Source organism: Mariniblastus fucicola (genome assembly GCF_008087665.1).
Lineage (GTDB): Bacteria > Planctomycetota > Planctomycetia > Pirellulales > Pirellulaceae > Mariniblastus > Mariniblastus fucicola.
This window is the reverse complement of record NZ_CP042912.1, coordinates 3892102-3914983: the sequence shown is the minus strand read 5'-3', so window position 1 is coordinate 3914983 and position 22882 is coordinate 3892102. Positions and strand designations below refer to the sequence as shown.

Genomic DNA, 22882 nt, shown 5'->3' with positions numbered 1-22882 from the left:
CTTTCGAACATCGGCCTTTGAGCGGTAGACTCGACAACAGCGATCGTTAGATTGCCATGCCAAGCTAAGTTGCGGGAGCCGGATTTGAACCGACGACCTCGAGGTTATGAGCCTCGCGAGCTACCGGGCTGCTCCATCCCGCAGCGATATACTAGCGAGATGATGCTTGATGTCGAGGCCTGTTGGAAATTTCTTTCCAGGTTTTTTCATCGCGGCCAAATCAGAGGCTCAGTCCGATCTGTCTGGCCGCTTCAAACCCTGCGACCGCTACGGCGTTGCTCAAATTGATGCTGCGGACATTTTCGTGAGTCGGAATTCTGAGCAACGAATCGGAGTGCTGTTCCGTGATCGATTTGGGAAGCCCCGCCGTCTCGCAGCCGAACACCAGCGTCGTGGCAACGTGATAATCGACTTCCAAATAGCTCTTGGTCGCAAAGCGAGAGAACAGCCACATCGAATCTGGTTCCCGTTTGTCCAGAAAGTCCTGCCAGTTCTCGCAGACTTCCCATTCGAGGTGCTGCCAATAATCCAATCCGGCTCGCCGCAGCGTCTTTTCCGTGATCTCAAACCCCAGCGGCTTGATCAGCCACAGTTTCGCCTGCAAGGCAACGCAGGTCCGCCCAATCGCACCCGTATTGGGCGGAATCTCGGGCTGATGAAGAACGACATGAAGTTGCGGTTGGTATTTTGGCGACGCCAATGAAAGCTCCGTGGCTACGATTATTGCGATGGCGACATTGTAGGAAGCCAGGCGATGGAGCAAAATGGCGCTGTAGCGGGAGACTCAACCTCTCGGCAAATCCGACCGAAAATTCCGACCGACAGCTTCCGCGACGCGTCAACCAGAAGGAACCCTCCGTGGTCAAAATCGAACGAAATCAAACTCGGCCCGTCCGCATCGGATCGGTCACCATCGGCGACAACAGCCCGATCGCTGTTCAATCCATGACAGCCACCAAGACGCAAGACGTCGACGCGACGGTTGCCTTGGTCAAACTGATGCAGGACGCCGGTGCCGACGTGGTCCGTATCGCCGTCGATAGCAAAAAAGACGCCGAAGCGCTGGCGGAAATCCGCAAACAGTCGACCGCCAACCTATCGGTCGATTTGCAGGAGAACTATCGCCTGGTCACGTTGGTCGCGCCTCACGTCGACAAAGTTCGCTACAACCCCGGGCATCTTTACCACCACGAAACGGAAAAACCGTGGCAGGAAAAAGTTAAGCTGATCGCGGAAACTTGTCGTGAAAACGATTGTGCGATTCGCGTCGGTGTGAACTGTGGCAGCGTCGATCCGGCCAAAAAAGAGAAATACGACGCGGCGGATTCGATCACGCCGATGCTGGAAAGTGCTCTCGAGCATTGTGAATTCCTGGACAGCATCGATTTCGTTCGCTACTGCGTTTCCCTGAAAGACTCCGATCCGTCGAAAGTCGTCGATGTCAATTTGCGATTCGCAGAAGCTCGCCCCGACATCCCGCTGCACCTCGGCGTCACCGAAGCCGGCATGCCTCCGGAAGGAATCATCAAAACGCGGATCGCGTTTGAGCAATTGATTGGTCGCGGCATTGGAGACACCGTTCGCGTTTCGCTGACGCTGCCGAACGCTCGCAAGGGAGAAGAAATCGTCGCCGGTCGGGAGATCGTGGACGACATTTACGCCGGCCGCGTCCGCAGTGTGGTGACCTTTGATCCGAATTCGCTAAACATCATTTCCTGCCCCAGTTGTTCACGCGTCGAGAACGAGGCCTTCGTCGACCTCGCGGCTCAAGTGAAGGAAATGACGACTTATGCGAAAGACCACGCGATCACGATTGCCGTCATGGGTTGTCGAGTCAACGGTCCGGGCGAGACGGATGACGCTGATCTTGGGCTCTGGTGCGGTCCGAAAGTCGTGAATCTCAAGAAAGGTGAGGAAGCTTTGGGAGCTTACCCATATGACGAAATTCTTCCCAAGCTAAAATCGGAGCTGGACAAGCTAATCGCATCCAAAGCGTAGCCTCCGATTCGCGAGTTCCAGCTCGCGCGGTACCAGTCCGACTCGCCAATCAATTTTCCTTTCTGTCATGCGACGAATCTCGTTGAGGGCTTTCCCATGATCAACACCCTCTTCCTTCCCGAGCTTCGCGAAATGCTGGCTGACAACAATCACGCAGAGCTGTCTGAATTCTGCGTTGCGCTGCACGCGTCTCGGACCGCTGAATTTATGGCCGGGCTGACCAGCGAAGAGATCTCGCAGGTTTTCCAGCACACCGATCCGGACAATCGCTCGGACATTCTTTCGTATTTTGACCGGCAAAAGCAGGTTGAAGTCGTTAGCGAGCTTGATCGCAACGAAGCCGCGAAACTGGTTGAGCTGTTGCAGCCCGATGATCGCGTCGATTTGCTCCAGGAAGTCGAGGACGACGTTCGAGAAGAGCTGATCGCGCTGATGCCTGCGGAGGTTCGTCGCGATATCCTGCGGCTGGACCAATACCCCGAAGACACCGCCGGGGCGATGATGACGACGGACGTCACCAAGTTTTCGGAAACGATGAGCGTCCGCGAAGCCATGGACGCGCTGACGGTCCAGGCTGAAGACTTCGAAACTATCTACTATCTGTACATTGTCGACGACGAAAATCACCTGCGAGGCCTCGTTTCGGCGCGTCAGCTGCTGACCGGAATGCGGAAACCGACGCAAAAGCTTGGCGAGCTGATGCAGACCGATGTCGTAGCGGCTCACGTGATGGACGACCAGGAAGAAGTCGCCAACAAGGTGGCTCGGATGGATCTGCTGGCCATCCCGGTTGTCGATCTGGAGCGTCGGCTGGTCGGGCTGATCACGCACGATGACGTTATCGATGTCGTTCGCGAAGAAGCCACCGAAGATGCTCACCGGATCGCCGCGGTCGAGCCGCTGGACCAGAGTTACCTTCGAACTTCCGTGCTGACGCTTAGTTGGAAACGCGGAATTTGGCTGACGATCCTGTTCGTCTGTGCCTTGCTGACCGCGTTCGCGCTCGAGCAATACGAGTCGCGTCTGAAAACGCTGTACTGGCTGGTTCCCTTCATTCCTCTGATTATCAGCAGCGGCGGGAACTCGGGATCGCAATCGGCGACACTGATCATTACGGCGCTTTCACGTAAGCACATCAGCGTTTCTGACTGGGCGAAAGTCGTGACTCGAGAACTGGTGATGGGCCTGTTGTTGGGCGTCGGGTTGGCAACGCTGGGGCTGTTGGCGTCGTGGTTCATGATCAACACCGAACCCCGCGTGATCGCGCCTGAAGACCAGCCAGCGATGGAGATTAGCGTTGATGGTGGGGAAACCTGGATCGCGAATGAAGTTGGCGGCGAAGTCCAATCGCGGGTCAAACAGGAAACTCAAAGCCTGACGCATCTGGCATTCTTTGTGGTGCCGCTGACGCTGGTTCTGGTCGTCATGGCCGGAACGCTAACCGGTTCCGTGCTGCCGTTGATCTTTGAGAAAATTGGGCTCGATCCGGCCATGATGAGCAACCCGTTCGTGGCCGGCATCATCGACATTCTGGGGATCGTAATTTACATGACGGTCGCGGCGTGGTTAGTCGGCGTTTAGATTCGCTCAATCCCGCATGTGCAATGTTCAGACCACTGTCGCGCCGTGACGTCCGAGACGTGGTTTTCGCCCTAAAGCGAACTTATACCTGGAAATTTTCACCCGCCCAAACGAAGGGCAGTTCGAGCTTTCTGCTGTCAAAACTGCCCCGGATTGCTTTCTCCTGTTTCGTATCAAACGGAAAATGAGGCTGGAATAAGTTTCGCTTATGTTTTCGTGTTTTTGACCCCGTTGTGGGCGGTTGTCGGTCGGGGCACGTGTTTGCACCATGGCTCACGAAATCGATTTGGTTTGAAGCACATCGGTTGAGGGACGTGAGCCTTTGGGTTCACGGATGCGGATGATTTCAATCTGGGTTCTCACCCTTCATGTTGTCGAGTAGCGCTGCTGGATGACAGAGTCGGGACCGGAGATTGAAGCGTCTAAAAACGAAACGTGAATCGACACCATTCGATTTCGTTGTGTCTGCGTGTTGCGAACGTCGTCGAGACAATTTTTTCGCCACGTGGATTTTGTATTGGGGCTTTGAGAAAAGTCCATCACAGATGTGAGACCCAAGATGATCTATCGAAACCTGACGAACGTGTTGGCTGTTGCCATGGTTGCAGCATTGCTGTCTGTTGGAGCCAGCGGCAATTGTGTCGTGGCCCAGCAGTACATTGGTTCCGGGAGTACTCCGTGTGCGAGTTGTTCGCAATCGGTTAATTTCTCTTCGACCAACGTATCGTCGACACCACAGATGACATCCAGTGCCGCCTATCCAGTCGGACAGGTTGTGTACTCGTCGTCTGCGACCCAAACACTTCCAGCTACTGCCAGTTTCCCCGGTTCCGTTGTCAGCGCTACCTATCAGGCTCCTGTCAACGAAACCTTTGCGACTTACCCGGCCGCGAATCAGTTGTCTGTTGCGACGGCAACCACCGCGGTTCCGGGAACGCTGACTGCATTGCCTGCTGCACCTTACGCAGCGGCGCCTACTCCAGTTGCGATTCAGCCAGCCCGCTATTCGGCATCCCGATCGACTCCCGTACGATCGACTTTGTCGACAGGCTATCAAGCTGTTAGCAACGGCGTCGGAGCAGTCACTTCGGGCCTTGCCCAAAGGAAAGCTCAGCAGGCTGCACGTGCTGGTATTCGCGGCCACATTGGCGGCGGACTGGGCGGAGCCCGCTATGAAGGAGTCGGTTGGTCAAGCCAGTCGGCTCAAGCTGCGATCCAGCAGTGTTGCTACTGGGGGCAGAGACCGACTGCCGAGATCGGTGTCAGCCGCGGTGCTGACGGACTTTGGTACGCCTGTGTGCTGTACAACTAGGCCAACAGTATTCTGATGGCCAAATAAAAAAGCCGAGCCGTGCAATGGAGCACGGTTCGGCTTTGTTTTTTCAAGTCGTCTGCAGAGTCTGGGCTCGGATCAAACAGATCTTGGGACGATCATTATTCTGAAGTTCGACTACTGATTGTCGATGTAATCGTAGAACTCGTCTTCGTCGATTTCTTTGTCGCCGTTGGTGTCCATTTTGGTGAACTTGGTACGAAGTGTACGCGGCATTTCGCCTCGCTTGAGCACGCCGTCGTTGTCTCGGTCGTGTGCCGCAAAATCGTCCTCGGCAGCTTTGTTACCGTCTCCAGCGGTCGCTGGAGAAGCCATTCCAATGGCAGGAACTCCGCCACCTTTTTTGGCTCCGCCCCGTCCGCCGCCGAGGTTGAAGGATTGTCCACGGCTTGCATTCCCAGAACCTCCTCGTTCGGAACGACTGCCACGATCGCGATTGCTGCTGCGAGCCGTTGATCGATCACTGCGATTTGAGCTGCCGCGTGTCGATCCACGAGACGATTCACGTGAAGAACCGCCGTCGGCGATCATGTCTTTGACTTCTTCCGATGTAATCGTGTTGTCCCTGTTTGTATCCAGCGAATAAAGCAAACGTGAAGCCGCATCGATTTCTTCAAGCGATAGTTCGCCGTCGCCGTTGGTGTCGAACAGCTGAAGCAGCGGATTGGACTCAATCGCGTTATCGCTGGAGCTACGTGAGCTTCGCGGCGAGCTGTCCTCGTCCTCATCGTCCTGGTCGCGATCGGTCCGGTTGCCCCGATCGCGGTCTGCGTCGTTTTGACGTCTCATTCTCTCAATGTCAGCGCGGGATGGGCCACGGCCTTGCTGCCCCATCGCCTCTGAAAGTTCAATTTGCAGAAAACCAAGTGCTGCTATTGCCAATACAGCCAGACGGATACCGTTCATTTTCGAATCCTCATAAATCAAAATTAAAGAACGCCTGCTTATGCTGAAAAACGCTCCGACGATGGTCCATTTTGGCCTCATTCGTCCTTCGTTGCCTACTGTGGAACGGACGTTTAGGGGGATATTTGGCAAAATGGCTCAAAAAAACACATCCCGTATCATTCTTCCGGGACGCATCAATTCTTACACACCGCTGACGCAACCGAAGCAAAATACCGTACTCAAAGCGAGCTCTTTCCGATAAACTCTCGCCGACTGGTCCGAAATTTTGGGCTGCACGTTCATGTTCCAACCTTTTCAATTGCTTCAAGCGTAATTTTTATGAGTGATGTGACACCTCTTTTTGTCGGCGTTGATGTGGGAGGCACAAATATAAAAATCGGTGTCGTCGATGACGAAGGACGCACGATTGCCAAAACAAAATTCCCCACGATGGCCGACAAAGAGCCTTCACTGTCGATGGAAAAAGCCAAGCAGTCGATTGGCAAACTGCTGGCTGATTCCGGCCGCTCGATGGACGACGTCGCTGCGGTCGGCTTGGGCACGCCCGGTCCGATGGATATCCGCGCCGGCGTGATCCTCACTCCCAGCAACCTGCCTGGATGGCGAAACGATCCGGTCAGAGACATCCTGTCCAAAGCCACAGGTAAACCGGTGACGTATGCCAACGACGCAGCGGCCGCAGCGTTTGGAGAGTTCTGGATCGGCAGCGGCCGTCAGTACGACAGTCTTGTGCTGATCACTTTGGGCACCGGAGTTGGCGGTGGGATCATTGTCGACAACGTTAGCATCGATGGCGCTCATAGCCACGGCGCCGAGATTGGACACATGACGATTGATACTTCCGAATCAGCCCGCCCCTGCCCCTGCGGCCAAATCGGACATCTTGAAGCCTACGCCAGCGCGACTGCCGTCGTGGCTCGCTGCAGTGAAGCACTCGCCGGAGGAGCCAGCAGTTTGCTGACGCAGGAGATGGGAGAAGCCTCTCCGTTGTCCGCACTGATGATTTCACAGGCTGCCGACAAAGGCGACGAACTTTCGCTGTCGATCATCGATGAAACCGCGAAGTATCTGGGCCACGGCATTGCCGCGTTGGCTCACGTGATTGACCCGGAAGCTTTCATTTTGGGCGGAGCCATGGATTTTGGTGGCTCGACGGCTCACGTCGGTCGCCGTTTTATCGACGGAGTGATTGCAGAAACCAGACGATTGGTGTTCCCGGTCCTGGCCGAAGAGCTTGTCGTTTGCTACGCCTCACTCGGTGGTGACGCCGGTTATATCGGAGCCGCCGGATTGGCTCGCGTTGAATTTCTGAAAGGTCAGCAAGCCTGATGGCAAAAATCGACCAAACCAATATTCGCAACTTCTGCATCATCGCACACATCGATCACGGCAAAAGTACGCTTGCCGATCGTATCCTTGAGCACACCGGCTCGGTCGCGAAACGCAACATGCAGGAACAGTTGCTCGACGACATGGAACTTGAGCGGCAACGTGGGATCACGATCAAAGCCCGCGCCGTCGCGATGACGATCCAGCACAAAGGTACGACGTACGAGCTGAATTTGATTGACACGCCTGGCCACGTTGACTTTCAATACGAAGTTTCCCGTTCGCTAAACTGTTGCGAAGGCGCGTTGCTGTTGGCCGATGCGTTTCAGGGCGTCGAAGCACAAACGGTCGCTACCGGATACGCGGCAATCGAACACGACCTCGATATTATTCCAGTCGTCAACAAAATCGACCTGAAGCATCAACGCGCCGACGAAGTGGTCCAGGAAATGGAGCAGACGTTGGGTGTCGATGCGGAAGACGTGGTGCGCGTCAGCGCCAAAACCGGGATCAATATTGATGGCTTGATCGATGCGATCGTGACGAAAATCAAGCCGCCTGAAGGTGATGCGAAGGCTGGATTGCAGGCCATGATTTTCGATTCGCACTACGACGAGTACCGGGGCGCGATTACTTATGTGCGAATCATGAACGGCACGGTCCGCAAAGGCCAAAAGGTGCGGATGGTTCGCGCCAATACGATTCACGAAGTCGTCGAAATCGGTCAGTTTCGCCCGCAGCAAACTCCATGTGACGAGCTTCGCGCTGGTCAGGTCGGCTATCTGGTCTGCAACATCAAATCGCTCAACGATGTGAATATCGGCGATACGGTAACGCTCAATTCGGAAAAAGACATCGAGCCTTTGCCGGGCTATCACGAACCCAAACGGATGGTCTATTGCGGCCTTTATCCGTCTGATGGTCAGGATTTTAAAGAGCTGCGTGAGGCGCTGGAAAAACTGGCGATCAACGACCCAAGCTTTGAGTTCGCTCCGGAATCCAGCGAAGCACTCGGTTTCGGGTTTCGCTGTGGCTTTCTTGGGATGCTGCACATGGAAGTCGTCCAGCAGCGGTTGGAGCAGGAATCAGACGTCGATCTGGTTCAAACTGCTCCCAACGTGACCTATGAGGTCCTTACCAAGCGGGGCGAAATCCTGCACATTCACCGACCGCAGGAAGTTCCTGATTCCGGCGACATCGAAGAGTTTCGCCAGCCGATCGTTCGGGTCAACCTGATTCAACCAGAAGAATTTGTCGGCCCGGTGATGAAGCTGTGCAACGAGCGTCGCGGGCTGCTGCAGAACACAGAATACCTTTCTGCGACGCGAGTCATGTTGTCTTATGATTTGCCGCTTGCCGAAGTCATTTACGATATGCACGACCGGCTGAAAAGTATCACTCGTGGTTACGGCACGATGGACTATGACATGGTTGGCTATTTTATGGCTGACCTGGTGCGGATGGATATTCTGGTCAACGGCAACAAGGTTGATGCACTAAGCGTCATTTGTCACCGTGCCGATGCGGATCGCCGCGGACGTGCGGTGGTGAAAAAGTTGAAAGAAGAGATCGATCGGCACATGTTTGAGGTCGCCGTGCAAGCCGCGATTGGCTCGCGAGTGATCGCTCGTGAAACCGTCAAGGCGCAACGCAAGAACGTAACGGCGAAGTGTTACGGTGGAGACATCTCGCGTAAACGCAAGTTGCTTCAAAAGCAGAAAGCCGGAAAGAAGCGAATGAAATCAGTCGGCAGCGTCGACATTCCACAGAAGGCGTTTATGTCGATCCTGAGCACTGGCGAATAGCGTTCGCCGTGACTTAGATTGGGAATTTTCGGTCCACCTTTATTCGGGACCGACCCGCACAGCATCGTTGGCTAGAAAATTCGTTTCGTGCCGCAGCAAACACAGCGCGTCGGCTTGACCACCAGAAACAGTCCAAACGACATCACAGTCAGAAATCCATGCACGAAAGCAGGAAATTTGACTGGCACGTGGATGTCGCTGCGAAAGCAACTTCGACAATGTTTTTCGGACTTGGACTTTCGCGCAGCCGAACGCGACTTTCGCAAATCGGCAGACTGGGACTCTCTTAAGTCAGTGGACATGGATGACATTTTTATTATTCCTGTCTTTTGTTGCCGCGGGGGGATGGCAAACGTACGTAACTGAAATGGGTAGGGGCTTGTCCAGAAGCTTTGCTTACGTTTTGGTTCTTTTGCAGCATCGGACCCACAGAGGCGTAATCTTTGTTGCCGAGGGATTACCTATCATTAGCCGTGTATGCTCTAAAACCCGTGTTTTCTTGTCTAATATGACTATTGCAAGAGCAAATTGAGTGCGCAACCCGTACGATCCTGCTGACACGACAAACGGTGTTCGGGATGTATCAGTCGTCAGCCTTGGGGACGTTTGCCCTCATATACGATTGGGTGTGGCAAATCAGCCGGCGGAAACGTGTCGTGATCAATTTCCCGATACCCGTTACAATACGAGGCAAAAATTCGGGGATCGGTTCAATCTGTGACTCGCCCGAATGGACAATGCCTAGTTGACCACACTGTCGATCACTTGATGGATGGAGCACACTCCTGCCGTGAAACCTGACGCCAAACAACTGTTACACCCTTACTCGCCCCCGGAAACGAACTTCATGGAGCGGCTGCGCTATTGGGCTGCAGCGACTCCTGACCGCGTCGCGTATCGATACCTCGATCACGGCGAGCACGAAGTCGAGTCCGTGACGTATGCGAAGCTTGACGAAGACGCGCGGAGTATCGCTGCGGCACTTGTTGTCAAAGGCTTTGCTGGCAAGCGCGCGGTCCTGATGTATCCGCCTGGGCTCGATTTCATTCGCGCTTTTCTGGGCTGTCACTACGCAGGCGTCATTCCAGTGCCGGCTTACCCGCCGCGGCGGAACCGAAACATGGGCCGCGTCAATTCAATTTCGGAAAACTGCCATGCTGCTGTCGCGCTAACCGTTCGAACCGTTATTGAGCGATCTCGCACATGGCTAGCAGATGCACCGAACCTCGATAGCCTCGAATGGATCGCGACGGATGAAGTCACCAATGACATGGCCAACGACTGGGTCTCTCCAAAAGTCGGCTCGTCAGATGTCGGGCTGATTCAGTACACCTCCGGTTCAACCGGAACGCCCAAAGGCGTCGTGCTCACCCACGACAACCTGATTTCAAATTGCCGCATGATTACGCAGGCATTCGAAGTCAGCAACGGAACCATGTCCTGCACCTGGTTGCCCGCCTATCACGATATGGGGCTGATCGGTGGCATCCTTAATCCGCTATTTTTGGGTGCGACTCAGGTCATGATGTCGCCCGTTGCATTTTTGACGTATCCGATTCGCTGGCTGCGGGCCATGTCAGACTACGGCTGTAGCGTGACCGGCGGTCCGAACTTCGCCTACGCATGGTGCACGACGAAAATCACAGAAGAACAGTGCGAAGGTCTTGATCTTTCCTCGTGGGAAGTTGCCTTCAATGGAGCCGAACCGGTTCGCGCGGACGTGATGGACGCGTTCAACAAAAAGTTCGGTCCTTACGGGTTCAATCCCAAAGCCCACTATCCATGTTACGGCATGGCGGAAACGACGCTGTTGGTGACCGGCGGGCGCCGTGATGAAGCCCCTGTGATCCGCGGCTTTGATCGAAACGAACTGGTCCAGCACCGTGTTGTCGAGGTGGAAGCCGACGATCGCGTGGGCAGAAACCTGGTCGGTTGCGGGCAGGTGCTTCCGGAAGAAGATGTGCAAATCGTTCAACCTGAAACCAGGCGAGCTCTCCCGGAAGATGAAATTGGTGAGATCTGGATTAACAGTCCAAGCTGCGGGGTCGGCTACTTCGAACGACCCGAGATGAGCGCTGAAGTTTTCGAGGCTCGACTTAGCCCCGACAATGGTAAGAGCTACGTGCGCTCCGGCGACCTCGGATTCATGCACCAGGGTGAGCTGTTTGTTTGTGGCCGGCTCAAGGACATGATCATCGTCCGCGGTGTGAATCGCTATCCTCAGGATATCGAGGCTACGGTTGAAGGGTGCGATCCATCGACGCGTTCCGGTGGTGCCGCAGCCTTTGCGGTGACTCGTTGGGACCGTGAGCACCTGGTGATTGTTTGCGAAGTCGACCGCGGGAGAAAGAGCCGTAACTGGGATGAAGTTTTCACGGCGATTCGGACCGAAATTGCCGAAGAGCACGAGCTTCCGCCGGATGCGATCGTGCTGGTTCGGGGCCACAGCATTCCGAAAACGTCCAGCGGAAAAGTCCAGCGTCATGCCTGCAAGGCCGAGTTCGAAAAGCGTCAGCTGAAAAATGTTGTCGCTGAATGGATTTCCTGGGAACACGAGACTCAACAGAAACCTGTCTCGCAACCGTCTCAGCAGGACAGTTCGAGCAATGGAGCGGCCACCGCAGAAGGCCTGTCTCCTGTCGTCGTTGATTCGGTAATTCAGGTCGTCACGAGTACAGCTGGCAACCGGGCCGACAATGTTGGCATCGATACGAACATCGTGCACCTTGGCCTCGACTCGGTTGAGCGACTCGACATCGCACACACGCTCGAAGAAGCCTTCGGTGGGCGTTTGCCAGAAGATGTGCTACAGGAAATTGAAACCGTTCGCGATGTGGCGGCTGCGATTCAGGAACACATTGGCGTTGAACCGACCAACGGAAAACCTGTCGGCGGTCGCGGAAGCAAATCCCGGATCAGCGGCCCGATTCCAGAGTCGTATTTTGACCTCACCAAGTTTCCCGAATTCCTGTTGCTCAACGATCAGCAGAAACAGATGGAAGCTTCCGGAGTTCGAAATCCGTTCTTCAGCGTTCATGAAGGCCGGGTCGACAACATGACGCGAATCGATGGCCGGGAACTGATTTCCTATGCCAGCTACAACTACCTCGGGCTTTCGGGGCATCCAGATGTTAACGCCAGCGCGAAAGACGCAATCGATACGTTCGGAACTTCGGTTTCGGCCAGCCGAATTGTGTCGGGTGAGAAAACGATTCATCGCGACCTCGAAGCCGAACTTTCCGAGTTCCTCGGCGTCGAAGACGTGATGACGTTTCCTGGTGGCCACGCAACAAACGAAACCATCATTGGTCACCTTGTTGGGCCGCAGGATTTGATTGTCCATGACGCGTTTGCCCACAACAGTATCGTTCAGGGAGCTATCCTTTCTGGTGCCCGTCGCCGACCGTTCAAGCACAACGACTGGCGCGACCTTTTCGAAATCCTCAAGGACGCACGTCGCGATTTCCGCCGAGTTTTGATTGCAGTCGAAGGTCTCTACAGCATGGACGGTGACTATCCGGACTTGCCTCGCTTTGTCGAGATCAAGAAACGATTCAAAGCCTGGCTGTACGTCGACGAGGCCCACTCGATCGGCACGCTTGGCGAAACAGGTCGCGGCATCGGCGAAATGTACGGTGTTGATCGCGGCGATGTTGATTGCTGGATGGGTACGCTGAGCAAATCGTTCGGAAGCTGTGGTGGTTTCCTTGCCGGAAAAGCAGAACTGATTCAGTTTCTCCGCTACACGACACCAGGATATGTGTTTGCCGCGGGAATGCCTCCGGCCAACGCAGGCGCGGCACTTGGTTCATTGCGAATGCTCAAGGCCAACCCGCATCTGGTGAAGAAGCTGCAGAGCAACTCGCAGTTGTTCCTCAAACTGGCTCAGGACGCTGGCATCGATACTGGCATGGCGCTTGGGACACCGATCATTCCGATTATCTGCGGCCACAACTCACGTGCCCTGTTGCTGTCGGAAGCTCTGTACAAGCAAGGCATCAACGCACAGCCGATCCTGTACCCGGCAGTGCCTCAGGAAGAAACGCGCGTGCGGATTTTCATGACGGCCAGCCACACCGAAGAACAGATTCGCCACTCGGTGGAGGTTCTGGCGAAGGCGTGGAACAAGGTCATGAACGTCGGTAGCGAAGCTTGATGCGGTCGGTTCTCGCGGCAAAACGGTGTCTTTAAATTTGGCAAGCGATCTGGCGATCCACTACCGGTCGAACGATTTCGTTTTGTCGGCTAGAATTTAAGAGCAGTTTTTCTCGCAATCGAAAATGAACGGCCGCCAATGCCAAATAAGGACAAGGTTCTGATCGCTAACGGGCAAGGGTTCTGGGGGGACAGTATCCTCGGACCCATTCGTTTGGTGAACGAAGGACCGCTCGACTATCTGACGCTGGACTATCTCGCCGAAGTCACGATGAGCATCATGCAAAAGCTCAAGATGCGTGATCCCAATGCGGGCTATGCGACGGACTTCGTTCGCATGGTCGAACGCGTGCTTCCCGTTTGCCGGGAGAAAGGCATCAAGATCGTTGCCAACGCAGGCGGCGTGAACCCTCAGGCATGTCGCGCCGCCGTGGCGGATGTTGTCCGAAAACTTGGCATCAAAGGGTTGAAGATCGGAGTCGTCGAAGGAGATGACATTCTGTCCGATCTGAAATCGCTGATCGACGGCGGCGAAAAGTTCAAGAACATGGACACTGGCGAAGAACTGGCTCCGTATCTCGATAAAGTCATGAGCGCCAACGTCTACATCGGAGCCGAACCGATTGTGGAAGCTCTGCAGCAAGGCGCCGACATTGTGATCACGGGGCGAGCCACGGATCCTTCGGTGGTTCTGGCGCCACTGATGTATGAATTCGGTTGGTCTCTGGATGACATGCACATGATGGCGGCCGGAACGATCGCGGGCCACATTGTTGAGTGTGGAGCCCAGTGCACGGGAGGAAACTTTGTCGGCTGGAAAGACGTGCCCGACATGGCGAGGATGGGCTATCCCGTGATCGAAGCCAGTCCCGACGGAACGTTTGTCGTCACCAAACACGAAGGCACCGGCGGGCTGGTCAATGTGGAAACCGTTTCGTCGCAGTTGGTCTACGAAATGGGCGATCCATCGTGCTACATCACGCCCGATTGCATCGCTGATTTCACTTCGATTCAATTGCAGCAGGAATCCGAGAACCGCGTTCAGGTTTCAGGCATTCGTGGCGCCGCGGCAACGGATACTTACAAAGTATCGGTCTCGTTCAAGGATGGCTACAAGTTGGTCGGCCAGTTGACCGTCGCTGGCCCCGACGCGGTCGAGAAAGCAAAACTCTGTGCCGACATTGTGTTCGATCGTGTTGCGCTGGACGGAGTCGAGTTTGCTCCCGAAGAACGATTCGTCGAAATCCTTGGTACAAATGTTTGCCACGCCGGGATCGCGGATGCTCCCGAAGAACCCGCCGAAGTTGTGCTTCGGATCGGAGCCAAAGGCCATGACAAAGACAAACTGAATCGGCTGGGTATGGAGATCGTGCCGTTGGTGACCAGTGGGCCTCCAGGAGTAACCGGTTTCGCGGGTGGTCGGCCGAAAGCAACAGATATCATCAGCTACTGGCCGGCTTTGATCTCGAAAGAGAAAGTCAAATGTTCAGTTTCGGTGGAAGAAGTTTAGATGCGGAGTGAGTCTCTGCTTGCGAGGTCAGTTTCCACTTCGAGGCACTTCGGCTATCGCAGCACTGTCCGGTTGAGGCAAGCTGGTTTGCTAAACGGGGCACGACGTTTTGCCAATCTCAACGCGAATCATTACAAGAACCAAGGCGACAAATCATGAGAGTTCCGCTATCCAAAGTTGCGTATGCCCGTTCTGGCGACAAAGGCGATGGCAGCAACGTCGGCGTCGTGGCCTACCATCAGGCTGGCTATGACGTGATTCGTGAACAGTTGACCGTCGAAGCAGTGAAGTCTCATTTCAGTGAAATCTGCTTCGGTGAAGTCAAACGTTACGAAGCTCCCAACCTGATGGCGCTCAACTTCATCTTGCACGATTCGCTCGGCGGCGGTGGCAGCGAGAGCCTCAAGACTGACGCTCAGGGAAAAACGCATGGCTTGGGGATTCTCTACATGCAAGTCGAAGTTCCCGACGACTTTCAGCTTCACGCCTGAGCTACCATGAACGCTCTAGAGAAACTTCGCGCACAAGCCAGATCGCGACCGCGACGTATCATTTTTCCAGAAACCGGCGACCCGCGAGTCATTGAGGCGGCGAACCAGTTCCAGTCGTCCGGGTTTGGCAAATCCGTCGTGCTTGAACCTCCCGTTGGGTCCGGTTTGCATCCCGATGTGCAAGTGGTTGACCTCAATCATGACGATTTGCGGCAGCGCTGCATTGACCAACTGGTTGCAAATCGAAAACACAAGGGAGTGGACCCACAGCAGGCTGCGGAGCTCATTTCAAACAGGCTGCTGCTGGCGACGTTGCTTGTAAAGATCGGGTTTGCCGACGGATGTGTATCGGGAAGCGTAGCCACGACGGCCGACGTGATCCGGGCCGGACTTTACGGCGTTGGGACTGCTCCCGAAAGTAAACTTGTTTCCAGTTTCTTTTTGATGCAACTTGCCGATCGCGCCGTCACGTATGCGGACTGTGGTGTCGTGCCAGATCCAACCGCCGAGCAGTTGGCCGAGATCGCTATCGCTTCCGCTGCAAGCCATGAAACTCTGACGGGAGAAACTCCGCGAGTTGCGATGCTGTCATTCTCCACCAAAGGCAGCGCTGCTCATCCTCGCGTCGACAAAGTTTTGACCGCACTACGAATCGCCAAAGAGTTGAATCCCGATCTGTTGATCGATGGAGAGTTGCAATTCGACGCTGCGTTTGTCCCTGACGTTGCGGCCAGAAAAGCTCCTGATTCTCCCGTCGCCGGCAACGCAAATGTGTTCGTTTTTCCAGATTTGGACGCGGGTAACATTGCTTACAAAATCACACAACGCATCGGAGGAGCCACTGCCCTCGGGCCTGTAATCCAGGGCTTGGCGAGGCCTTGCATGGATTTGTCGCGCGGATGTTCGCCTGGTGATATTGTCGACGTTGCCGTGATCGCAAGCGTTATGGGCTGATGTTGATTCCAACTTTGACGCGAATAACGGTTATCAGCCAAATTGACGCAAAAAATTGACGCTGCTCAATTTTGACGATATCGTCAGATAGTTGCTCGTCCTTTCCGGGGTAAGGTTTGGCAGAGGCAGATCCAGGGTTCCAGTCCGGCGGTAACATGTCACAACGCTTTTTCCCGTTCGCTATTGTCGCGGTTTTTCTCACACTGTCTTCGGTTGTGTTGCCTTCCCTGGCGAACGCTCAAGACCTTGCCGACGTCATTGAAAAATGTGAACGCTCGGTCGTCCGCATTGAAGTCAAAGGTAGAGACGGTGACTCCATCGGCAGCGGATTTGTCGTCGAAGAAGAAGGCGTCTTCGTCACCAATGTCCACGTGCTCGCAGGAGCAGAAAGTGCCACTGCGACATTCGCTGACGGGCGATCTTACGAAATCGAAGGCACGTACTACTTTGACGAATCAAGAGACGTCTGCATCGCTCAACTTTCAGGAAAAGACTTCGACACGATCCCCGTCAGCCCACTCGTTCCAAGAAAGGGCGAGACTGTAACGGCCCTCGGTGCTCCACGAGGTCTTTCTTTCACCGCGACCAATGGAATCGTCAGCGCGATGCGAGATGGCGAACAGCTTGGCGGCGACCGAGCCGGTACCTGGATTCAGATCGATGCTGCTCTCTCTCCCGGTAACAGCGGCGGCCCGCTGATTAATTCCAAAGGGAAAGTGATTGCGATGAGCACATTGGCTTCCACAGGTAGCTCGCAAAACCTGAACTTTGGGATCTCGGCCAGAGACATTCGCGATGCGATCAAAAAATCTCAGGACTACGATTTGATTTCGTTGCCCGACGGGGTTGGTGAACTGGAGACGGACGAAGGCGGCGGCGGAAGAGGAGAGGCGATGATCGACCGTCCAGGCATCTCCGATGAAGTCCTCAAGGATTACGTTTCGGAATGTCGCGAAGACTATTCAAGTCTCTACAAACGACTACTGCGTGATTCTTTAGAAGCTGATCGTGAATACAAACAGATGCGCAAAGGTAACGTTCCGTTTCCGCGACAGGTTAACATCGAAGAAGACGTCCTGATCGTCGGCAGTACCCGTAACAAGAATCGCGAATACTATTTTCGCAGCGACCGTGTCAAAGACCGGTTTGTGCGACGGGCTGAAAAGAAATCCAAGGATCTGAAAAAGCTCAAAAGCGAAATTTCAAAGAAGGTTGACGATGAGTCTCTGTATGAATTGCTGCAGCACACCGGTCCGTACGTCGATCCCAACTATCGACGTTCGATCGGATTTATTCAGGACGCGATCGTGCTGCATCCGTTCAACGATCACGACGCGATCGTGCTCTACGACGGAAAACCGTTTCTGATTTGGTTGCCTTCGACGAGTGGATTGGCCGGCGGCACACCGCTGCCTCCGACGACCGTTTATGTCGCTGGCACGGAAACCGTCGCGATTCCTGGCCGCAGTACCATGGCTGTCACGGTTTTGGTTGGACTGAAAGAATCCGAACTGAAGACCGCGATCTTCGGCGACGTTCAGGATAAAGCCATCAAAAGCAAAGAAATCGAAGGCGAAATGCGAACCTGGAAGGCCGGTCGGCATAGCGTGATCGCGAAAGTCGTTCGCGTAGAAGGCGGAAAAGTGACGCTGGAAAAAATCAACGGGAAAACCGTCGAAGTGCCGCTTAATATTCTCTCCGAAGCTGACGCCAGATATTTGGACAACCTCAAGTAGGCTGCTGTCCTGCACGACGCACTGGCCATCTGCGCCATCGTTGATGGAAACGCAGTCACGAACTTTGCTGGATTGCGGTCGCTGAGTTTGATAGATTGAGGTTTCGTAAATCATACGGAGCCTGCCATGTCTTCACGAGCCATCGTTCGACTTGCTGTTATCCTTTTTCTTGGTGTTTGCATTTTTATTTGGCAACCCGTTGTGCCGAACGCATTCGCAATGCAACAGGAGTCTGGACTTCCGACGGCCGAGCAGGTTCTCGACCGCCACATTCTGGCCATCGGCGGCTATGAATTGCTCTCAAGCATTTCCAGCACTCACACGGTTTGGAGAAAGTCAGACCCCAGCGGTGAGTGGGAGTTTGAACGTTGGCGCGTGCCTGGTCGATTCCATTCCATTCGCCGCAGCGAGCTCTCAACGACAACCTATGGATGCTGGGTTGCCGACCGTAATTTGAAGTCTGATTCGTTGTCCGGTGTTTCGTGGCAGGTGAGTCGCGGGCGAGTTACGTTTCATGGTGGTGACGCGTTGGGCGAAAGTCTTATTGATGCGGCCACGATCGCCGACGTGATTCAATGGCAGGAGCGATACGAATCCATTAAGTGCAAAGGCATCGTAGGGGTCAGCGGCAAGAGATGTCATGTATTGGAATTTGTCGATGCCAGGCAAAACACGACGACCCGGTGCTTCGACGTGGAAACGAATTTCCTGATTCAAAAAACAGGAGTGGAGCATCGGTCGGGAACGAGGCAGGTCATCCGCACGTACTCCAAACACAAAAAATATGGTGACGTCGTGATTCCGACGCGACAGATCATCGAGTCACCTTCAGGAACCGACGTTTGGACAGTCACGTTGTTTGAACTTGATCACCAGTTCGACATGGACCAGCACTTCGTCCCGGACGTCGCACGGATCGCGATCGACCGGATGGTTGCTGAACTCAAGTTGACCGTTGGCGAAAACGTGGCTGATCGCGACTGACAGAATTCGTTCGTGTGTTTCCGGCGCCGAATCTTTCCAATAAATTCAACTTGGCAGCGAATTAAAGTTGCGGGCGTCAGCATTCAGCAGCGTTGACGATTCCGGTTCGGAGAACTCCCGCGGCGAAAGCCACTTCCCTCAAAGAACTTGCGAGCAGATATGAACATTCCCCAGCAATTGGAACAACTTGAGAAACTTCGCTCTGAAGGCTCGCTTTCGGATGCCGAATTTCAGATTGCAAAAAATCGGGTGATCGCCGGCGAGCCGATGCCTCCCTACAAACAATCGGCAGGAATGATTCATGGAATTGACGAGCGAACGTGGTGTACGCTGATGCATATTTCCCAATTGCTGATCTATTCCGCAATTGGCATCGTCATTCCAATCGCAATGTGGATTCTTGGGAAAGACAAATCGGACTTGGTTCGCCGACATGGCAACCGGATGATGAACTGGATCATCAGTGGTTTCATCTATGGAGTGGTCGCGTCGATACTCTGTTTGGTCTTCATTGGGTTCCCGTTGCTTCTGATCCTCGCAGTATTGTCCATTGTTTTCCCAATCCTTGCGGCTTTGAAGTGCAACAACGGCGAGGTCTGGAGCTATCCGTTGGCGATCAAGTTCTTGCCCGAGGACTGATCAGCCAACGAAACCGGGCGGTGATTTTCGGAATCGGCTGGCCGGGGAAATTCGCCCTCTAACGCGTCGAATCCAGGTTTGCTAACATGAGTGCTGAAGAAAAAAATCTCCAGCACGGAACTAGGTTTGAACGAACAGACTAACCAACAAGTCGACTACGTCTTGCTCCAACGCTTGCATCGGATGCTCACTCAGTTGACTGATATTGAAGATCGGATGCGTCGTGGACCCATTCAAATCAGACTGGTGAAAACGACAGAGCAAGGGTTCACAGATGCGCTTGAAGCCAAGAAACTCGAGCTCCAGGCGGTACAAAAGGAATCTCGCGCCAAACAGTCTCAATTGGACGATCGGGAAGCGAAGCTGGAAGATCTTCGCGGCAAGCTCAACGCTGCTGATTCGAACAAAGAGTATCAACTTTTGAAAGATCGCATCGCGGCGGACGAACAGGCCAACAGCGTCCAGGCAGACGAAATCTTTGAGACGCTTGAGAAAATTGACGTTCTCGAATCGGAGCTGGCGACTGCGAAGGAAAACCTCGAGAAAGCCAAATCTGAAACGGCGGGAATCGAAAAGAAGGTCGCCGAGGAGTTGGTGACTTTGAAGAACGAAGATGCCCGGATTCGCGACGAGTTGGCGGTAGCGCTCGAACGACTGCATCCCGACTTGCGAGTGCCCTATCAGCGCAATATCAAAACGATGGCGGAGGATACGTTTGCTTCCACCGATACGAAAACCTGTGGCAACTGCAACCTCACACTGACACAGCAAACGGCCAGCAACCTCCTCGCGAAAAAGCCTCTGGTTTGCAATGGCTGCGGAGCAATTCTCTATCGGGAAAAATGATGCGTGATTTGATTCTGGGCACTGCGGGGCATATCGACCACGGAAAAACTTCGCTGATCGGAGCCCTGACCGGGACCAACACGGACCGATTGCCGGAAGAGAAAAAACGCGGCATTACGATCGAACTCGGTTACGCGTTTCTCGAAATCGGTGACTATCGAATCGGCGTCGTTGACGTTCCGGGGCACGAAAAATTCGTCCGTCAAATGTTGGCCGGCGCCACCGGCATGGACATGGTTCTACTGGTGATCGCTGGCGACGATTCTGTCAAGCAACAGACGATCGAGCACCTTGATATTTTGCGGTTGCTGGATTTGACGTGCGGCGTGATCGCGTTGACCAAATGCGACCTTTGCGAAGACTCGTGGCTGGAACTGGTCGAGGACGAGATTCGCTCAACCGTTGCCGACACGTTTTTGCACGATGCTCCCATCATTCGCACAAGCTCCAAAACTGGGATGGGGATTGATGAACTGAAGCAGGCGTTGGGGGATGCTGCCGGCAAAGTTGCCGCAACAGAGGTCGCCAACCTTGAATCCGCTCCGTTCCGCATGGCGATCGATCGGGCGTTTTCGATCGAAGGCCACGGCACCGTCGTCACCGGAAGTGTCAGCAGCGGTAAGCTCAGCATGGGCGATTCAGTCGAGGTTCAACCCGGCTCGATCCCCGTACGCGTCCGCGGAATTCAAAATCACGATTCGGGTAGTGAAGAAGTACATCGTGGGCAACGTGCGGCTATCAATTTGGGCGGCGTCAAACTTGACGAGTTCGGTCGTGGCCACGAACTTGCCGCTGTTGGGCATCTCGTTCCTTCAAGTTTGTTGACCGTTCGCATTCATTTGCTTTCCTCAGTGCGAAAACCGCTCAAGGATCGTACAAGAGTCCGTTTTCATGTGGGGACTGCAGAGCTTTTTGGCAACGTGCGATTGCTCGGCTGTTCGGAAATTGATCCCGGGAAAAGTGGCATAGCGCAGATTTGGCTATCCGAGCCTGCGGTCACAGTGTGGAATCAGCCTTTCGTGATTCGGCTTGAGTCGCCGGTCATGACGATCGGCGGAGGTCGCGTCCTTCACCCGGAAGCGGCAGCGATCAAGAAAGCCACCGCAGCGGACCTGAAACACGTCAACCGCATGGACTCCGAATCTCCGGACGAACGTGCGGCGTCGGCCGTTTACTTACTCAATGACGCGAGTTTCGATCCGGCATCTTTTCCCCGGGTTGCGGGTGCGATTGATTTTCTGGCAACCTACGACCGGCTCAAGGAGTCTGGCGAACTGGTCGAAACCGCAATCTCGCAAACGCGTTCTGTTTGCATGCATCGAGACCGTTTTGAGTTACTTGGCGCTCAGGTCGTGAAGACGTTGACTCGTTTACACGAGGCAAATCCGCTTCGTTTCAATCACAAACGCAACGTTGTCGAGAACGAATTTGCGTGGTTGAAACAGAAAGAGTTGCTCGATGCGGTGATCGAACATCTCAAGAAAGAGAAAACTGTCTTTGCGAATGTTCAGTCCGTGTCGCTTGCCGGTTTTGGCCCCAAGCTTTCCAAGGGCCAGAAAGCCTTGTTGGAAGAACTGCTGAAACAGCTGCGGGCAGCCGAATTGAAACCCCCAACTGCTGCGGAGTTGCAGAAGTCAGCCACGAAGAACAAGGAATCCGTTCCGGAGTTGCTGGAGATGGCGGCCGAGAATGGCGACATCATCAAAGTAAACAGTGAGTACTACTTTCACGCCGAGGTTTTCGATTCAGCGCAGGAAAAAATTCGCGAAGCAATCGAAACGGGGGGCGGGATGACGATGAGCGACATCCGCACGCTTATCGACACCAGCCGCAAATGGGCAGTTCCGCTTTGCGAGTATTTCGACGAATCCGGATTTACGCGACGCGAAGGCGACCTGCGGGTTTTGGCCTGATCGCGTTTCGCGATTCAGCCTCGATGCCGTTTGATGCCGCATGCAATGAACAGCGCGATCAGGAAAGCCCCGGAAGTCGGTTCAGGGACCGCAGGCAGTGAGCCAGCAATAAGCAATCGGTCGACGCGAGGCGATTGGTTGAAGGTGCCTTGATCGGTTCCTCCTCCGGCGACAAAGCCGACAGTGGATGCAGGATTGCCGGACGGTCCGTGGCTCCAGAATACCTGTTGGATATTGAGGGCGTTGATCCCGATTTCGCGAGCTTCGATTCGAAGTTGATGACTTGAGCTATCCGATGGCTCCAGCCAAATCCCGGTGTCGGTGACCATCAACCCGGAGTCAACTGAAAAGATACTCGCACTTCGGTTGCTGGGAGTGAAGGTAAGGTTGATCGGCCCCGTCACGATCACTTCATAATCCACGATGTTGGAATTGAAGAAATCGGTTTGCCCCTGTCCCACGGTGTCGTCCGTCGTGATGGACCCTCCGACAATTTCGTAACCGTTGGACATGGAGTACGGTGCGATGTTGTAAACAGTGTCCGCCGAAACCGGATGGCTGTTCCATACCATTGCAGCGATCAGGCAAACAGCGATTCGCAGGATGTTTGTTTTCATGTTGTCTTCCTAAAACGAATTTCACTTCTGTCGTAATAAAGTTTGGTTGTCGGCGATCTATGATCGTGACCATTTTGAAACT

17 protein-coding genes and 1 tRNA gene are annotated in these 22882 nt (G+C 54.3%); 14 read left to right on the top strand and 4 right to left on the bottom strand.

All coding sequences use genetic code 11. From position 1 onward, the window contains the following. Window positions 1–69: 69 nt before the first annotated feature. Window positions 70–143 (bottom strand) — tRNA-Met (locus MFFC18_RS14270). Between the two features lie 77 nt (window positions 144–220). Further along, window positions 221–700 (bottom strand): tRNA (cytidine(34)-2'-O)-methyltransferase, encoded by a 480-nt coding sequence (locus MFFC18_RS14265; protein WP_084417350.1) that lies wholly within the window; start codon window positions 698–700, stop codon window positions 221–223. Between the two features lie 158 nt (window positions 701–858). Between MFFC18_RS14265 and ispG the strand changes: the two genes are divergently transcribed. The 3 genes from ispG to MFFC18_RS14250 all read left to right on the top strand — a co-directional run bounded on the left by ispG (window position 859) and on the right by MFFC18_RS14250 (window position 4891). Next, the gene (ispG, locus tag MFFC18_RS14260; protein ID WP_075085928.1) at window positions 859–1998 is read left to right on the top strand and encodes a (E)-4-hydroxy-3-methylbut-2-enyl-diphosphate synthase; all 1140 of its coding nucleotides are present in this window, start codon (window positions 859–861) and stop codon (window positions 1996–1998) included. Window positions 1999–2094: 96 nt separating this feature from the next. Next, window positions 2095–3579: a magnesium transporter gene (mgtE, locus tag MFFC18_RS14255; protein ID WP_075085929.1), complete on the top strand. Its 1485-nt coding sequence runs from the start codon at window positions 2095–2097 to the stop codon at window positions 3577–3579. A 559-nt stretch (window positions 3580–4138) separates the two neighbouring features. Next, window positions 4139–4891, top strand: coding sequence for a hypothetical protein (locus tag MFFC18_RS14250; RefSeq protein ID WP_075085930.1), 753 nt, complete (start codon window positions 4139–4141; stop codon window positions 4889–4891). 138 nt (window positions 4892–5029) lie between these two features. On the opposite strand, the gene MFFC18_RS14245 is transcribed toward MFFC18_RS14250, so the two are convergent. Beyond that, window positions 5030–5818 (bottom strand): EF-hand domain-containing protein, encoded by a 789-nt coding sequence (locus tag MFFC18_RS14245; RefSeq protein WP_157665227.1) that lies wholly within the window; start codon window positions 5816–5818, stop codon window positions 5030–5032. 330 nt (window positions 5819–6148) lie between these two features. Between MFFC18_RS14245 and MFFC18_RS14240 the strand changes: the two genes are divergently transcribed. The 11 genes from MFFC18_RS14240 (at window position 6149) to selB (ending at window position 22183) form a co-directional block, all read left to right on the top strand. Beyond that, complete coding sequence (locus tag MFFC18_RS14240) at window positions 6149–7150, top strand: ROK family protein (protein ID WP_238381325.1); 1002 nt, start codon at window positions 6149–6151, stop codon at window positions 7148–7150. After that, window positions 7150–8955 carry a translation elongation factor 4 gene (gene lepA, locus MFFC18_RS14235; protein WP_075085933.1) on the top strand — a complete coding sequence of 602 codons (1806 nt, stop codon included), beginning with the start codon at window positions 7150–7152 and terminating at the stop codon, window positions 8953–8955. The genes MFFC18_RS14240 and lepA overlap by 1 nt, the downstream gene beginning before the upstream one ends. 790 nt (window positions 8956–9745) lie before the next feature. Continuing rightward, window positions 9746–13111 carry an aminotransferase class I/II-fold pyridoxal phosphate-dependent enzyme gene (locus MFFC18_RS14230; RefSeq protein WP_162273984.1) on the top strand — a complete coding sequence of 1122 codons (3366 nt, stop codon included), beginning with the start codon at window positions 9746–9748 and terminating at the stop codon, window positions 13109–13111. 138 nt (window positions 13112–13249) lie between these two features. Further along, entirely contained in the window at window positions 13250–14620 is a 1371-nt protein-coding gene (locus MFFC18_RS14225; RefSeq protein WP_075085936.1) for an acyclic terpene utilization AtuA family protein, read from the top strand. Window positions 14621–14775: 155 nt separating this feature from the next. Further along, window positions 14776–15111 carry an AtuA-related protein gene (locus MFFC18_RS14220; RefSeq protein ID WP_075085937.1) on the top strand — a complete coding sequence of 112 codons (336 nt, stop codon included), beginning with the start codon at window positions 14776–14778 and terminating at the stop codon, window positions 15109–15111. 6 nt (window positions 15112–15117) lie between these two features. Continuing rightward, a complete protein-coding gene (pta, locus tag MFFC18_RS14215; RefSeq protein WP_075085938.1) occupies window positions 15118–16065 on the top strand; it encodes a phosphate acetyltransferase in 948 nt (315 codons plus the stop codon). 155 nt (window positions 16066–16220) lie between these two features. Further along, the gene (locus MFFC18_RS14210) at window positions 16221–17801 is read left to right on the top strand and encodes a trypsin-like peptidase domain-containing protein (RefSeq protein WP_075085939.1); all 1581 of its coding nucleotides are present in this window, start codon (window positions 16221–16223) and stop codon (window positions 17799–17801) included. A gap of 126 nt (window positions 17802–17927) precedes the next feature. Next, window positions 17928–18785 (top strand): hypothetical protein, encoded by an 858-nt coding sequence (locus MFFC18_RS14205; protein WP_075085940.1) that lies wholly within the window; start codon window positions 17928–17930, stop codon window positions 18783–18785. A 159-nt stretch (window positions 18786–18944) separates the two neighbouring features. Then, entirely contained in the window at window positions 18945–19424 is a 480-nt protein-coding gene (locus tag MFFC18_RS14200) for a DUF4870 domain-containing protein (RefSeq protein WP_075085941.1), read from the top strand. A 126-nt stretch (window positions 19425–19550) separates the two neighbouring features. Next, on the top strand, window positions 19551–20270 hold the full coding sequence (locus MFFC18_RS14195; RefSeq protein ID WP_148618879.1) for a zinc ribbon domain-containing protein: 720 nt from the start codon (window positions 19551–19553) through the stop codon (window positions 20268–20270). Further along, a complete protein-coding gene (gene selB, locus MFFC18_RS14190; protein WP_157665229.1) occupies window positions 20270–22183 on the top strand; it encodes a selenocysteine-specific translation elongation factor in 1914 nt (637 codons plus the stop codon). The genes MFFC18_RS14195 and selB overlap by 1 nt, the downstream gene beginning before the upstream one ends. Window positions 22184–22197: 14 nt before the next feature. On the opposite strand, the gene MFFC18_RS14185 is transcribed toward selB, so the two are convergent. Continuing rightward, entirely contained in the window at window positions 22198–22800 is a 603-nt protein-coding gene (locus MFFC18_RS14185) for a hypothetical protein (RefSeq protein ID WP_075085943.1), read from the bottom strand. Between the last annotated feature and the right edge of the window lie 82 nt (window positions 22801–22882).